This is a genomic window from Amycolatopsis roodepoortensis, assembly GCF_014873915.1.
In the GTDB taxonomy this organism is placed as follows: Bacteria; Actinomycetota; Actinomycetes; order Mycobacteriales; family Pseudonocardiaceae; genus Amycolatopsis; species Amycolatopsis roodepoortensis.
Map to the genome: position 1 here is coordinate 747,086 of NZ_JADBEJ010000004.1, position 13,028 is coordinate 760,113.

Below are 13,028 nucleotides of genomic sequence, written 5' to 3' on the forward strand. Positions count from 1 at the left end.
ACCCATGGAAACCTTGGATCGCCACCGGCGGACACAGGACGCCTTCGATGCCGTGCTCGCCACCGTGCGGCCGGACCAGTGGGACGCGGCCTCGGCGTGCGAACACTGGACGGTGCGCGACGTGACCGGTCACGTCATCTGGGGGCTGGAGGTGCTTCGCCACCACGCGTCGGGCCGGGAATTCACGGTGGAGAACGGGCCCGCGGGATCAGAGAAGCCCGGCGAACTGGCCGGTGAGGACCCGCTGGCCGCATGGCGCGCGGCCAGGAAAGCGGCCGATACCGCCGTCACCGGCGAGCTGCTCGGCCGTCCCGCTCCCGCGTGGTACGTCGCCAACCGTCCTGATGCGACGGTCACGGACTACCTGGCGCTGCTGACGTTCGACACCCTGGTGCACACCTGGGACATCGGTTCCGCGCTCGGGATGGACGTGCGCATGGATCCGGACATCGTCGCGCCGTCGTTCTCCCTGGCCCGGCTGATCATCAGCCGTACGCCGGGCACCTTCGGGCCGCGGGTGAAACCGCCCGCGGACGCCGGCCCGCAGGCGCGGTTCCTGGCCTTCCTCGGCCGCTCGGCCTGAGCCCGGCGTTTCGCGCGTGAAGGCCCCCTTCCCTCGGCTCAGCCGAGGGAAGGGGGCCTTCACGCGCTTCGGAGGGTGCGGCGATAGCGAGCCTTCGGCTTGACGCTCACGGCGCGATCGTTATAGGTTCTAACTATAGCGACAAGCGCTAACGCATCGAAGGGGAAGTGTCATGTTCCGCACCGCACGCCGCCGGATCACCACCCGCGTCGCCCTGCTCACGGTCCCGCTGGCCATCGCCGGCGTCCTCGGCGCCACGGCGCCCGCCCAGGCGACCGCCGCCCACCACAAGCCGGCTTCGCTCACCTGCCAAGGCAAAGGCATCGACCGATCCGCCAAGGTGCACTACCGGACCGAGATCTTCGTCAAGGCACCGATACGCACCATCTGGAACCTGCAGACCGACGTGGAGGCCTGGCCGTCCTGGCAGAACCCCGCCATCCCCGTCACCATGAAACGGCTGGACGACGGCCCGCTGCGCAAGCATTCCCGCTTCCAGTGGACCATTCCCGTCCCGCCCGGCATGCCCTACCCGCCCGGTGACGTGACCATCGTGTCCACCGTCCGGCAACTCCAGCCCGGCAAATGCATCCGCTGGACCGGGCCCCTCGACGGCCCCGGCGGCATGCACATCGACGGCGTCCACGTCTGGAACTTCGTCAAGGTCCCCGGCGGCGTCATCGTGCGCACCGAGGAGAGCCACACCGGCCCGCAGGTCGACAAGGACGTGCCCGGCTCCACCGCGATGCTCGGGCAGGGCCTCGAAATCTGGCTGAAGGACCTGAAGAAGGCCGCCGAAAGCCGGAACCAATAAGCTTTTCGCATGGAGATCATCGGGCCCGCCGACGCGCTTCCCGGACACCGGATCCGGCGGGTCGCGGTGGCGGGCCCCGCGGGATCCGGCAAATCGACGCTGGCGCGAACCCTGTGTGAACGCATGGGGATCCAGTTCGTCGAATTCGAGTCCTTCTTCCACGCGCCGGGCTGGACGGTGCGGGAGACCTGGCAGGCCGACGTCCTGGAATTCGTGGCCGGCGACGAATGGGCCATCGAATGGCAGGGCGAAGAGGTCCGGGAACGGATGACCGCGCGGCTGGACGTCCTGGTCTGGCTCGACCATCCGCGTGCCATGACCGTGGCGCGCACGGTCGTCCGGACGCTGAAGCGCCGCGTGGGACGCGGCTCGAAGATCGCCGGCGGCAACGTCGAGGGCCCGCTGCACACGTTCTTCACCGATCGCGATCACATCGTCAAGCTCGCCTGGCGCTACCACCCGATGATCCGGGCCCGCGTGCGCAAGGTCATCGCCGAGAACCGGTATCCGGACCTCGTCGTCGTCCGGCTGCGCGGGCAGCGTCAGGTCGATCGCTGGCTCGACGGGCCGTTCGCCCGCAACCTCCGCTACGGCACCGGCGGCTGACTGTCCGATGAGGACAGCGGGCGGCTGCCCCGAACCGCCACCCCCCGCGGACCTTTCGGGCAGTCCTTGATCACCGGGGTTGTCCCGGTACGCGCCCGGTGGTAACGATACGTGCGGGCCGGGACGGCCGGTCCACCCTCCGCGCTGGGAAGCCGAGGGTGTTCCGCCTCGTCGACCTCGTATTTCCGCCGATCGTGATCCCATCCCAACCAGGCCAAGGCGACGCATGCAACCCAATTTCGACGCAGGTGAGGACTTCGCACTCCTTTTGGAGCGAGAGGCCAAGAAACTCGAGGAAAAAGCCCAAGCCCTGACGGCCGCGTTCACCGCCTCGGCGTCCACGGTGACCTCTCCCGACGGCTCGGTGACGGTGACGGTCGAGGCCAACGGCTCGCTGAGCGCCATCGAGTTCGGCAACCGGGCCACCTCGCTGGGACCGGCACGGCTCTCTTCTCTGGTCATGCAGACGGTGCGCACGGCCCAGCGCAGGACCGTCGAGAAGGTCACCGAGTCCTACACCGAGATCAACGGTGAAGACGAGGCCGCGCAACTGGTCCGCACCTTCCTGCCGAAGGTGGAGGACGAGGAGACCGCGCCGGGCGACCCGGAACAGGACAAGTGGGCGCCGGAGGCGCACAACGAGCCGCCGCGTCCTCAGGCGGGATACCGGCCGCCGCCCCCGCAGGCCGGCCCCCCGATGCCGCCGCAGCCCGGCCGCCCCGTGCGGCCGCCGACCCCCCCGGCGCCGCGACCCCGGCGACCGGCCTCCCCCGACGACGATGAGATGAGCCCCTGGTGACCGGATTCGGTGTCGACACGGAGACCATGAACGAGTTCGCCGGTCACCTCGGCAGACTCGAGGACGCCCTGCGGAAGAGCGCCGACATGGTGGGCAGTTGCGTGGCGGACCCCGGCATCTTCGGCATTTTCGGCGGCCAGATCTACGGCGCCGGCGCGAGCATGCACTGCGGGAAGGCGCGGGACCACCTCCACAAGTACTCGGAGAACGTGCAGGAGTTCTCGGACAGGGTGCGCGAGGCGGCGAAGCAGTACAAAGCCAACGAGCAGGAGACCGAGAGGCTGATCACCGAAGCCGGCAAGGGGATCGACGAGGTGAAGGTCAAGTGAGCGACGAGTACCACCGCAACGATTTCGGGAACAACACCGGCACGAAGGCCAGCGACTTCAAGGACGAGAAGAACAGCTTCCTCGCGGGTAGCGGCGACACCACGGGCGCGGGCTTCTTCGATTCCGCGTTCTCGCTGAAGAAGGCCGTCGACGAAGGGGACAGCCTCAGCATCGGACTGGCCTCGGCGGGGATGGCGATCGAGATCCTCGGCATGGTCGCCGATCCGATCGGCTCGCTGCTCACCGCCGGGATCGGCTGGCTGATCGAGCACATCGTCATCTTCCGCTGGCCGTTGGACTTCCTGCTGGGAGACCCGAAGGGCATCGAGGCGGCCAAGACCGCGATCTACAAAGAGGGCGCGGAGGTGCGGGAGTGGGCGAAGGACCACGACGCCGCCACCAAGAAGTTCATGGAGAAGTGGACGGGCGAGTCCGCCGACACCTTCCGGGCCGACATGGAGGGCGTCGCCGCCCAGATCGAGGCGCTCGCCGGGTACATCGAATTCGCGGGCAAGCAGATGGGGATCGCCGGTGCCGTCATCGGCGCGGTCCGCGGCATCGTCCGCGACATCATCGCCATGACGCTGGCGGGCATCCTCAAGGCGGCGATCGTCGCGGTGGCGCTGGCGCCGGTCACCTTCGGCGGTTCGATCATCGCGGCGATCACCTCCATCATGAGCACGGTCGCGGTGGCGATCGCCAAGATCGCCAAGCAGATCGCCGACGTCGCCAAGAAGCTCGCCGAGATGCTCAAGATCCTCGCGAAGACCCGCGGCGCGGCCGACGACGTCGTCAAGCTGACCCTCGGCGGCGGCAAGATCACCCTGCCCAAGCCGAAACCCGCTGGTGGCACACCGATGCCCGGTGGCAAGAAGCCGATCGAAGGCCCGCCCCCGAAGCCGGGCGACGGCACTCCGGACGCGACGCCCGACGCTCCGAAGCCCAAACCGGAGAAGCTCAGCGACATACCCCCGAGGGTGGTGCGCGAGAAGCTGGCGAAGGAGTTGGAGGGGCATCCCGACGCCAAGAAGATCTTGGAGCGGTACGACTACTGGAACAGCTTCCCGATCGGTGACCTGAAAACGAGGTTCCCGAAGGCGGCGGACGCGCTCGACAAGCTCGAGAAGGGGCTCAAGATCCTCAGCGACCCGACCTACGGCGCGTCGGGCATGGCGGGGAAGACCGTCGTCGAGTTGACGAAGGCCATCCCGCCAGCCGTGAAAGAGACACCGCCGGAGGAGAAGGAAGAGCAGTAAGGGGCAGGCGGCCCTGTACCGGTGTTCCGGGACAGGGCCGCCTGTGCTTTCGTTCGAGTCATGACTGAACGGGTGAACATCTCCTCCGGCGGCGACTACGAGACGGTCTTCGGCTACAGCCGGGCGGTGCGCGTCGGCGAGCACATCCACGTTTCCGGGACCACGGCGCGCGAGCCCGCCCGCTCGGGTGACGCGTACGAGCAGGCCGTGGCCGTGCTTTCGATCATCGAGGCCGCGCTGCGGGACGCCGGCTCGAGTCTGGTCGCGGTGGTCCGCACGGTCACCTACGTCACCGACATCAAGGACGCCGACCTGGTGGCGCGGGCGCACCGGGAAGCCTTCGGTGACGTGCTGCCCGCGGCCACCATGGTCGAGGTGTCGGCGTTGCTCGACCCGAAGATGAAGGTCGAGATCGAGGCCTACGCCATCGAGAAGTAGCTCAACCGCCGTGATCGTGGCCCGGCATCGGGAGCAGCCGTGACACGCTGTCTTCGGTGCCGGGGGCGACGATGACGAACTGGCCCATCATCCCTTTGTCCTCGTGGCGCAGGATGTGGCAGTGGTACATGTAGGGCGCCGCCGGATCCGCGTGGCGCCCGAATTCGACGGCGAGTTTCACGGTGGCCTGCTTCGGCACGTAGACGGTGTCCTTGGGACCGGCGAGATAGGCGGGCGGCGGCGCGCCGTCGATCTCGAGCACGCGGAACGCGACTTCGTGGATGTGGAAGTTGTGTGTGTAGGTCGTGTTGTGGATCTCCCAGATCTCGCGCGCGCCCGCCGGGACGACCTCGTCGATCCGCGTCATGTCCATGTCCTTGCCGTTGATCTCCGAGCCGGTCAGCGTCATGCGCCGGACACGGGCGCCGGGCGGCGCCTCGGGCAAGGCGGCCGCGGAAAGCCGCTCTGGCAACGGTGACGCGTCGCGCCGCGGGCCCGTCGCGATGATCTTGAGCAGGTCGAAGTCGCCCTCCTCGATGTCCGTCGCCGCCTCGGTCCGCTCGCCGACGCTTCGGAGGACCACCTGCTCGCCAGGGGCGAAGGAGGTGACGAACTCCAGCCGTTCGCCGGGGCTGAGGACCGCCCGCCGGACGGCGACCGGTCCGGGCAGGAGGCCGCCGTCGGTGGCGATCACGTGGAATTCGCGCCCATCGGCGAATTCGAGGAAGTAGATCCGGGCGTTCGACGCGTTCAGCACCCGGAACCGGCTCCGGCCGGCGGGTACCTCGACGAACGGATCGAACGTGCCGTTGACCAGGATCGTGTCGCCGATCAAGCCGAAGGTGCCGCCGAAGTCCTCCACGAGCTGTCCGTCCGAGTCGAGCCGCTTGTCCTGGAGGATCACGGGGATGTCGTCCACGCCGTAGTCCGACGGCAGACCGGCCGCGTCCGCCTCGGGGTCCACGATCTGGATCATCCCCGCCAGGCCGCGGTAGACGTGCCGGGCGGTCTGTTCGTGCGGATGCGGGTGGTACCAGCCGGTGGCGGCAGGCTGGTCGACCGTCCACTCCGGACTCCAGGTCCCGTCCGGCCGGATCGTCTGATGTGGACCGCCGTCCATCCGCGCCGGCAGGCGCATCCCGTGCCAGTGCAGCGTGGTCGGCTCGCCGATCCGGTTGGTGACGGCCATCGCCACCCGGTCGCCGCGGCGCATCCGCAGCGTCGGGCCGAGGTGGTCGCCGTTGATCCCCCACGTGTCCGCCCGGTTGCCCGGGATCAGTTCGGTGCTTCCCGTGCGGAGGGTGAGCTCGAACCGGCGGATACCGGAGGCGTCCGAGTCCGGCGACAGCAGCGGCGGCACCCGCAGGCGGTTGGCGAACCCTCCCGGCGGATGCGCCGTTCCCGCCGAACAGCCCGCGACACCGGCGGCCACGAGCGCGCCGAGTTTCAAGAAGGAGCGTCGGTCCATGACGTGATGGTCGCGGCGGGAAGGTGCCCGGCGCGTCGGCCGGGAACGGTAGTCCGGGAAATCAGACCGCCGCGGTACGTCATCCCGGTGCGGTAGGCCATTACCCGTCACGGACGGACGCGCCGAGCGACGGGTTCGGCCAGGGTCGCCACCATGAGAAAACTCGTCACGGCGGCGATCGCCGTCGCCGCCTTCCTGACCGGTTCGCCCGCGCTCGCCGAGCCGGGCGGACTCGACCTCACCGTGACCCCGTCGGGCTTCACCGCGCCGTCCACCACCCGTGCGGGCGTCCTCACCCTGAAGGTGCGGTCGGAAGACCCGGCGGGCGCGTGGGTGGGCCTGGTGCGGCTGCGCCCGGGAGTCGCGCTCGAAACCTATACGCGGCACCTGAAACAGGCGATGTCCGACGATCCCGCGGAGGTGATGGCGGGCGGCAGGGCCGTCACCGCCGACGCGGAGATGTTCGGCGGGGTCGCCGTGGCCGCCGTCCCGGCGGCGGCCGATATCGCCGTGTCCCCCGGTGATTACCACCTGGTGGATTTCCGCGACGTCACCGAGCCGGATTTCCTCTCGCGGATCCGGCCGCTGCGGATCGGCGCCGGGACGACGCCGAACGCGGCCAAGGCGACGGCGGCGATCATCGCGACCGACAGCGGATTCCTCGCGCCGCCTTCGCTCAAGTCCGGCGCGCCGGTGTTCGTGCTCAACGCGTCCGGCCAGTTCACCGAAGCCATGCTGCTGCCGGTGCGGCCGGGGACCAGGCTCACCGATCTCGACGCCTTCTTCGCCCGCACCGGGCCGAGCCCGTTCACCGGCCGCCCGACGGGGGTCGTCCCGCTGTCGCCGTGGCGTTCGGCGATACTCACCACGGCGCTCCCGCCCGGCGAGTACGCGCTGGTCACCTGGGTGCGCGACCTTCGCACCGGGGAACCGCTGGCGCTGCGCGGCGCACGTGCCCTGGTGCGCGTTGCCTGACATCACAGAGGTCCTGATGAGCGTGAGACGACCCACGGCGGCCGAGACCGCGACCGGGACCGGCGTCGCGGCACTCGTGGCCGTCTCGGCGGTGACGCGGATCGGGCCGAGCGGACCGGAAGGAACGCTCGGCCCGCTCGGGGCCGTCCTGCTGGTGCTGCTGGCCGCGCTGCTCACCGCGCGCCGGATGTTCCCGTTCGGCGTGCTGGTGGCGGTCAACGCGGTCGTCGCGGCGTGGTTCGTCCTCGACTTCCCCGGCAGGCTCATCACCGTGGCGGCGCTGATCGCCTGCTACACCGTCGCCGCCGAACGCGGCTGGCGGCTCGGCGCGGCGGCCTGGGCGGTCACCGCGGCGGTGTCCACCGTCGTGGTGCACGGAACCCTCGGTGTGGCGTGGTTCGACGACCGGGCGGTGAACGCGCTTTCGCTGGAACTTGCCGCGGTGGCACTCGGTTCCGCCGTCCACTACCACCGCGCGTACGCCGCGGGCGCACGGGAACGGGCACTGCGAGACCGGTTGCGGGAGACCGAACAACGGCTGGAGATCGCCCGCGAACTGCACGACGTGGTGGGCCACACCATGGTGACGATCAGCGTGCAGGCGGGCGTCGCGACCCATGTGCTGGAACGGAACCCGGAACAGGGTGCGGCCGCGCTGCGCACCATCAAGACGATCAGCGACGAGGGGCTGGCCGAAGTCCAAGCGCTGCTCGGCATGCTTCGCGTCGACGGAACCGCGGCCGACCGCGGCGGACTATCCCGGCTGGAGACCTTGCTGGACGTGACGCGGGCGACCGGTGTCCCGGTGGAACTCGTGGTGGAGGGCGAACGCCGTCCCTTGCCGCCGCGGGTGGACCTGGCCGCGTTCCGGATCGTCCAGGAAGCACTGACCAACGCGCGACGGCACGCGCGGCCGGCGTCGATCCGGGTCCGCCTGCTCTATGGTGACGACGTGCTGGAGGTCGGGGTTCTTAACGACGGAGCGGGCGAGAGCGCCCCCTCTCCCACTGGCGGCAACGGGATCTCCGGACTGCGCTCGCGGGCCACCGCCTTGGGCGGGACCCTGCACGCGGCGCGGACCGGTGAGACCTTCGAAGTCACCGCCACGCTGCCGGTGGGCCGCTGATGCCGGTCCGGGTGCTCATCGCCGACGACCAGTCACTGGTCCGGGCGGGTTTCCGGGTGCTGGTGGAGTCCGAGGACGACATGGAGGTCGTCGGCGAGGCCGGAGACGGCGCCACCGCGGCCGCCCTCGCCGAGCGCCTCCGCCCCGACGTGGTCCTGATGGACGTGCAGATGCCCGGCACCGACGGGATCGAAGGCATCCGGCGCATCACCGCGAATCCGGAGCTTTCGGCGGTTCGCGTCCTCATCCTCACCACTTTCGACACCGAGGAGTACGCGGTCGCGGGCATCACCGCGGGTGCGAGCGGTTTCCTGCTCAAGAACACCGCACCCGCCCAGCTCCTGCACGGCATCCGGGTGGTGGCGGGTGGTGAGGAGCTGCTGGCCCCCGGGCTGACCCGGAGGCTGATCGCGCGGCTCGTCACCCCCGCGCGGGCGACGGTGGACGACACGGTGTTCGCCGAACTCACCGTCCGGGAACGGGAAGTCGTCGCGCTCGTCGCCGAGGGGCTGAGCAACGCGGAGATCACCGCCCGGTTGTTCATCAGCATGGCGACGACCAAGACCCACGTCAGCCGCGCGCTGAGCAAACTCGGCGCGCGCGACCGGGCTCAGCTGGTCGCCATGGCCTATCGGCACGGCCTGGTCAGCCCACCCGAGCCCGGCCGGTGAACCAGGCCGTGTCCGGCAAGTCGTGTTCGCGGTCTCCGCGCCCAGGTGATCCCTGACGACACGGGCGGATGCGGCCGAGTACGACCCGGTACGAGGCCGATCCGCCCGCGCCGCCAGGAACCACCTGGATCACGAAGCCCATCGAACAGACTCACCGGACACGGCCTAGCCGCGCCCCTCGACGCGATAGGTCACGTGAACCGCGCCCCTGCCCGCGGCCGCGCTCACCTGGACGAGGGACGCGGGACTCATGCCCTCGAACAAGCGGGTGCCGCCGCCGACCATCTCCGGCACCAGGTGCAGCCGCAGTTCGTCGACGTGGCCACCGGCGAGCGCCTGCTGGACGACCGAAGCCCCTCCCGCGATCACGACGTCACGCCCGGCCGCCGTCTCCTTCGCCCGCCGGAGCGCCTCCTCAACACCGGTGACGAAGGAGAACCGGGTCGGTCCCTTCACCAGATCGGGTCCTGGCCGATTGGTGACGACGTACACCGGCATCCCCCAGGTCCCGTCCTCGCCCCACAGCCCGATCCCCACGTCGAACAGTGTCCGGCCGATGACGAACGCGCCGGTGTTCTCGAACATCACCCTGGCCGCCACCTTGTCGGCGTCGTCCGGGTCCTCCATGCTCCACGCGGTGAGCCGCTGTCCCGCGGTCCCGAACGGCGCGTCCACACCGACGCCTTCGCCTGCCACGTACCCGTCCAGCGACGGGCTGATGTCGACGATCGTCTTCCCCACCGGGGCCTCCCTTGTCCGTTTCCCCGATTGTGGGCGCGGAGCCGGGCGCTCACATCCGTCCACCGTGGTACATCCGCCCGTACTCCGTGGGGATGACGGCTACCTCCCGAAGGATCCGACGAGCGCTTCGGGAGCTTCGCGCGTCTCGTAGAGCTTCCAGAAGGCGTCGGCGAAGACGTCCGGATGGATCACCTCCGGTTCGAAGTCCATGGGGCTCGCGGTGAGCGCCTGATGGGGCACGCTGCCCTCGATCAGCGCGCCGACGTTGACGGCTCCGGCGTACACCCCCTTCTCCGCGAGCACGGCGTTCAGGTTGTGGAAGTAGTTCCGCAGCGCGGCCTGCGCCATGCCGATGTTGCCGAGGAAGGGCGCCGGGTACAGCCCGGATTGCCCGGCGGTGAACAGGATCGCGCCGTCGCCGCGCTCGGTCATGGCCGGCAGCACGGCGCGCACGAGTGCCACCGCGGACACCAGGAAACGGTCGAGGACGAGCCGGAGGTTCTCCGGATCCACGTCGAGCACCGGCGCGATGCCCTCGCCCATGGTCCCGCCGCCGGGGTTGAACGCGACCGCGTCGATCCGGCCGATCTCGCTGACGGCGGACGCGATCTGCGCCGGCTCGTAGACGTCGGCGACGAAACCGTTCGCTTCGATGCCGTCACGGCCGAGTTCGGCGACGAGCGCGTCGAGGTTCTCGGTGGTGCGCGCGACGAGGGCGATCCGGAAGCCCTCGCGGCCGAAGCGGCGCGCGAGCGAAAGTCCCAGCACCGGTCCGGCGCCGAAGATCGCGAGTGTCTTGATCATCTGTCCTCCAGAGCTAAGTTGAGGTTGCCCTCAACTTATACCCATAACTTGAGGCCCTCTTCAACTTGACTACGATGCCGTCATGACCAAACCCCTGCGGAAGGACGCCCAGCGCAACCGCGACCTGCTGGTCGAGGCCGCCAGGGGGCTCTACGCGCAACGCGGCCTCGACGTCGCGCTCGAAGAGATCGCCAAGACCGCGGGCGTCAGCATCGGCACGCTGTACAACCACTTCCCCCAGCGCGCGGATCTGGTGAACGCCGTGTTCGCCGACCGGACCGAGACCGTCGCGAAGCTCGCCGAGCACGCGCTCTCCCTCGACGACGCCTGGATCGGCTTGACCTCCTTCGTCGAACGGGTCTGCGAATTGCAGGCCGCCGACCGCGGCTACAACGAACTCGCCTCGACGCGTCCGCCGCAGGCCGAAGACCTTGAACGCGGCTACGAACTCATGACCCGGATCGTCGACCGCGCCAAGGAGAGCGGCGCCCTGCGCGCGGATTTCACCCTCGAGGACATGGCCTTCGTGACCTGGGGCATCGCGCGCACCGTGGAGGCGACCGCGGCCGTGCGGCCGGAGGCGTGGCGCCGCCATCTCGCGCTGTTGTTCGACGGGATGCGGGCGCCCGCCGCGAATCCGTTGCCGGAGCCTCCGTTGCGACCCGAGGAGCTGGCCCGGATCATGGGCGGCTGCGGCTGAGGGCAACCCTCCGCCCCTCCGGCGCGTGTCCACTCCGGAGGGGATCCCATGAAGACGAAACTTCTGCTCATCGCTCTGACACTGTTCGCGACGACGGCCTGTTCCGGGGAGCCACCGGCGGCCCCCGCGACGGTCACCGTCACCCCGTCGTCCTCGGCGCCTGCCGAGCCGGACGCCAAAACCGTCGCCTGGCTCGACGGAGTGTGCGGCGCGGTGTACGGCTACCTGAAGGCTTCCAACGACTACACGAGCAAGCAGCGATCGGGAACGGAAGTCACACGCGGTGCGCTGAAGGAAGAACTCGGGATCCGCGCGGGGTTCGCGGGCAAGGCCGTCGACGACCTGGCCGCGCTGCCGCCGTCGCCGATTCCCGGCGGCGACACGGTGCGGAAGTCCCTTGTGGACCAGTACACCGCCGCGAGGGACGCGGCGGCCGCGGGCAAGCAGCGGTTGGAGAAGTCCGGGAACCAAGCCGCCATGGACGCGGCCATCAAGGCGATGGACGACACGCAGAAACCCCTCACGGAGTCACCCGATCTTATGCCCGCGCTCAAAATCGAGACGCCGGAGCTGATGGCCACCGCAGCGGCGGCCAAGAAGTGCGCGCCCTCTTCCTGACGGCCTCCGCCGACGTTGCGAAAGCCACTTTCGCAACGTTGAAGGTTGCGAAAGTGGCTTTCGCAACACGTCGGCAGGGGTAGATCTCGAAAGTCGCCCTGGCCCAGGGAACCGCGGACCGGCCACTCAGGCGGGCGGCGCGAACCCAGGCGGCATGACCATCGGCCGCCCGGTGTTCAAACCGCCGTCGACGAGAACGGAAGTCCCGGTCAGGTAAGCGAAATCCGGTGACGCCAGGGCGAGCACGGCCGAGGCGATCTCCGCGGCTTCCCCCATCCTCGGCAGGCCATGGACGTTCAGCGGTCCCCAAGCCGCCTTGAAGCGCGCCCACAGGTCGTCCGGGATACCCGGCGGGCGCACCAGCTTCGTATCGATCGTCCCCGGATCGATAGAAAACACCCGGATCCCCTTCGCGCCGTAATCCAGCGCGGCCGCACGCACCAGGCCTTGCACGGCGCGTTTGCTCGACGTGTAGGCGGCGTGTCCCGGCCTGGTCTGGTCGGCCTGCGCCGACGCGGTGCAGACGATCACCCCGCCGCCCGCCTTCAGCAGATGCGGCACCTCGTACTTGATCGAGAGGAACACGCCGCGCGCGTTGGTCCGCTGCACGTCCTCCCATTCGTCGAGGGAGATCTCGTGCAAGGGCTTGCCGAGGTGGATCCCGGCGTTGTTGAAGGCGACGTCGAGCCTGCCGTACCGGCGCACGACACCATCCACAAAGGACTGGACCTGTTCGGGAACCCGGACGTCCGCCCGGAGATAGGCCGCTTCCCCGCCCGCGCGGCGGATCTCCCGCTCGACCTCGCGCCCGAGTTCTTCCCGCCTGCCACAGAAACCGACCTTCGCGCCGGCCGCGGCGAAGGCGATGGCCGCCGCGCGGCCGATCCCCGACGTCGCCCCCGTGACGATCACGACCTTGCCCGCGAACCGCCGCCGGTCTTCCCCGGCCGTGGCCGTGTTCGCCGCCATCATCGTGACACCGGCCGCCATCGCGCCGCCCAGCACCGCGCGCCTGCCCACTGTTCCGCCCACGATTTCCCTCCAGATGGATAACCCTGCTTCCCGAAACAGACAGTAGGGCTATCCATCTGAGGGAACTC

General features: G+C 69.5%; 16 protein-coding genes. 12 read left to right on the forward strand and 4 right to left on the reverse strand.

Annotated features, from left to right (window positions below; all coding sequences use genetic code 11):
- Positions 1-4 precede the first annotated feature (4 nt).
- The 7 genes from H4W30_RS14180 (at position 5) to H4W30_RS14210 (ending at position 4,825) form a co-directional block, all read left to right on the forward strand.
- Entirely contained in the window at positions 5-583 is a 579-nt protein-coding gene (locus tag H4W30_RS14180) for a TIGR03086 family metal-binding protein (protein WP_192743256.1), read from the forward strand.
- Between the two features lie 172 nt (positions 584-755).
- Positions 756-1,397: an SRPBCC family protein gene (locus H4W30_RS14185; RefSeq protein ID WP_192743257.1), complete on the forward strand. Its 642-nt coding sequence runs from the start codon at positions 756-758 to the stop codon at positions 1,395-1,397.
- A 9-nt stretch (positions 1,398-1,406) separates the two neighbouring features.
- Positions 1,407-2,003 (forward strand): (d)CMP kinase, encoded by a 597-nt coding sequence (locus tag H4W30_RS14190; protein ID WP_192743258.1) that lies wholly within the window; start codon positions 1,407-1,409, stop codon positions 2,001-2,003.
- Between the two features lie 226 nt (positions 2,004-2,229).
- Positions 2,230-2,802, forward strand: a complete 573-nt coding sequence (locus tag H4W30_RS14195; protein WP_192743259.1) for a YbaB/EbfC family nucleoid-associated protein — start codon at positions 2,230-2,232, stop codon at positions 2,800-2,802.
- A complete protein-coding gene (locus H4W30_RS14200) occupies positions 2,799-3,131 on the forward strand; it encodes a type VII secretion target (RefSeq protein ID WP_318780602.1) in 333 nt (110 codons plus the stop codon). The genes H4W30_RS14195 and H4W30_RS14200 overlap by 4 nt, the downstream gene beginning before the upstream one ends.
- The gene (locus H4W30_RS14205) at positions 3,128-4,387 is read left to right on the forward strand and encodes a hypothetical protein (RefSeq protein ID WP_192743260.1); all 1,260 of its coding nucleotides are present in this window, start codon (positions 3,128-3,130) and stop codon (positions 4,385-4,387) included. The genes H4W30_RS14200 and H4W30_RS14205 overlap by 4 nt, the downstream gene beginning before the upstream one ends.
- A 60-nt stretch (positions 4,388-4,447) precedes the next feature.
- Positions 4,448-4,825 (forward strand): RidA family protein, encoded by a 378-nt coding sequence (locus H4W30_RS14210; protein ID WP_225949325.1) that lies wholly within the window; start codon positions 4,448-4,450, stop codon positions 4,823-4,825.
- Position 4,826: 1 nt separating this feature from the next.
- On the opposite strand, the gene H4W30_RS14215 is transcribed toward H4W30_RS14210, so the two are convergent.
- Positions 4,827-6,293, reverse strand: coding sequence for a multicopper oxidase family protein (locus tag H4W30_RS14215; RefSeq protein ID WP_192743261.1), 1,467 nt, complete (start codon positions 6,291-6,293; stop codon positions 4,827-4,829).
- 153 nt (positions 6,294-6,446) lie between these two features.
- Here H4W30_RS14215 and H4W30_RS14220 point away from each other — a divergent pair, with 153 nt between their 5' ends.
- The 3 genes from H4W30_RS14220 to H4W30_RS14230 are packed head-to-tail and all read left to right on the forward strand — an operon-like array spanning position 6,447 to position 9,065.
- Complete coding sequence (locus H4W30_RS14220; RefSeq protein WP_192743262.1) at positions 6,447-7,268, forward strand: hypothetical protein; 822 nt, start codon at positions 6,447-6,449, stop codon at positions 7,266-7,268.
- 16 nt (positions 7,269-7,284) lie between these two features.
- Positions 7,285-8,394, forward strand: coding sequence for a sensor histidine kinase (locus tag H4W30_RS14225; protein WP_192743263.1), 1,110 nt, complete (start codon positions 7,285-7,287; stop codon positions 8,392-8,394).
- A complete protein-coding gene (locus tag H4W30_RS14230; RefSeq protein ID WP_192743264.1) occupies positions 8,394-9,065 on the forward strand; it encodes a response regulator in 672 nt (223 codons plus the stop codon). The genes H4W30_RS14225 and H4W30_RS14230 overlap by 1 nt, the downstream gene beginning before the upstream one ends.
- A gap of 165 nt (positions 9,066-9,230) precedes the next feature.
- Here H4W30_RS14230 and H4W30_RS14235 read toward each other — a convergent pair whose 3' ends face one another.
- Entirely contained in the window at positions 9,231-9,806 is a 576-nt protein-coding gene (locus H4W30_RS14235) for a dihydrofolate reductase family protein (protein WP_192743265.1), read from the reverse strand.
- A gap of 99 nt (positions 9,807-9,905) precedes the next feature.
- Positions 9,906-10,610 carry an SDR family NAD(P)-dependent oxidoreductase gene (locus H4W30_RS14240; protein ID WP_192743266.1) on the reverse strand — a complete coding sequence of 235 codons (705 nt, stop codon included), beginning with the start codon at positions 10,608-10,610 and terminating at the stop codon, positions 9,906-9,908.
- Between the two features lie 82 nt (positions 10,611-10,692).
- Here H4W30_RS14240 and H4W30_RS14245 point away from each other — a divergent pair, with 82 nt between their 5' ends.
- A complete protein-coding gene (locus H4W30_RS14245) occupies positions 10,693-11,310 on the forward strand; it encodes a TetR/AcrR family transcriptional regulator (RefSeq protein WP_192743267.1) in 618 nt (205 codons plus the stop codon).
- Between the two features lie 48 nt (positions 11,311-11,358).
- Entirely contained in the window at positions 11,359-11,928 is a 570-nt protein-coding gene (locus H4W30_RS14250; RefSeq protein ID WP_192743268.1) for a hypothetical protein, read from the forward strand.
- A gap of 126 nt (positions 11,929-12,054) precedes the next feature.
- On the opposite strand, the gene H4W30_RS14255 is transcribed toward H4W30_RS14250, so the two are convergent.
- Entirely contained in the window at positions 12,055-12,960 is a 906-nt protein-coding gene (locus tag H4W30_RS14255) for an SDR family NAD(P)-dependent oxidoreductase (protein WP_192743269.1), read from the reverse strand.
- Positions 12,961-13,028 lie beyond the last annotated feature (68 nt).

What these genes read in the sequence shown, in the direction of transcription:
- H4W30_RS14180 (WP_192743256.1), top strand. Translation starts at nt 5, where the DNA reads ATGGAAACCTTGGATCGCCACCGGCGGACACAGGACGCCTTCGATGCC.
- H4W30_RS14185 (WP_192743257.1), top strand. Translation starts at nt 756, where the DNA reads ATGTTCCGCACCGCACGCCGCCGGATCACCACCCGCGTCGCCCTGCTC.
- H4W30_RS14190 (WP_192743258.1), top strand. Translation starts at nt 1,407, where the DNA reads ATGGAGATCATCGGGCCCGCCGACGCGCTTCCCGGACACCGGATCCGG.
- H4W30_RS14195 (WP_192743259.1), top strand. Translation starts at nt 2,230, where the DNA reads ATGCAACCCAATTTCGACGCAGGTGAGGACTTCGCACTCCTTTTGGAG.
- H4W30_RS14210 (WP_225949325.1), top strand. Translation starts at nt 4,448, where the DNA reads ATGACTGAACGGGTGAACATCTCCTCCGGCGGCGACTACGAGACGGTC.
- H4W30_RS14215 (WP_192743261.1), bottom strand. Translation starts at nt 6,293, where the DNA reads ATGGACCGACGCTCCTTCTTGAAACTCGGCGCGCTCGTGGCCGCCGGT.
- H4W30_RS14220 (WP_192743262.1), top strand. Translation starts at nt 6,447, where the DNA reads ATGAGAAAACTCGTCACGGCGGCGATCGCCGTCGCCGCCTTCCTGACC.
- H4W30_RS14225 (WP_192743263.1), top strand. Translation starts at nt 7,285, where the DNA reads ATGAGCGTGAGACGACCCACGGCGGCCGAGACCGCGACCGGGACCGGC.
- H4W30_RS14230 (WP_192743264.1), top strand. Translation starts at nt 8,394, where the DNA reads ATGCCGGTCCGGGTGCTCATCGCCGACGACCAGTCACTGGTCCGGGCG.
- H4W30_RS14240 (WP_192743266.1), bottom strand. Translation starts at nt 10,610, where the DNA reads ATGATCAAGACACTCGCGATCTTCGGCGCCGGACCGGTGCTGGGACTT.
- H4W30_RS14245 (WP_192743267.1), top strand. Translation starts at nt 10,693, where the DNA reads ATGACCAAACCCCTGCGGAAGGACGCCCAGCGCAACCGCGACCTGCTG.
- H4W30_RS14250 (WP_192743268.1), top strand. Translation starts at nt 11,359, where the DNA reads ATGAAGACGAAACTTCTGCTCATCGCTCTGACACTGTTCGCGACGACG.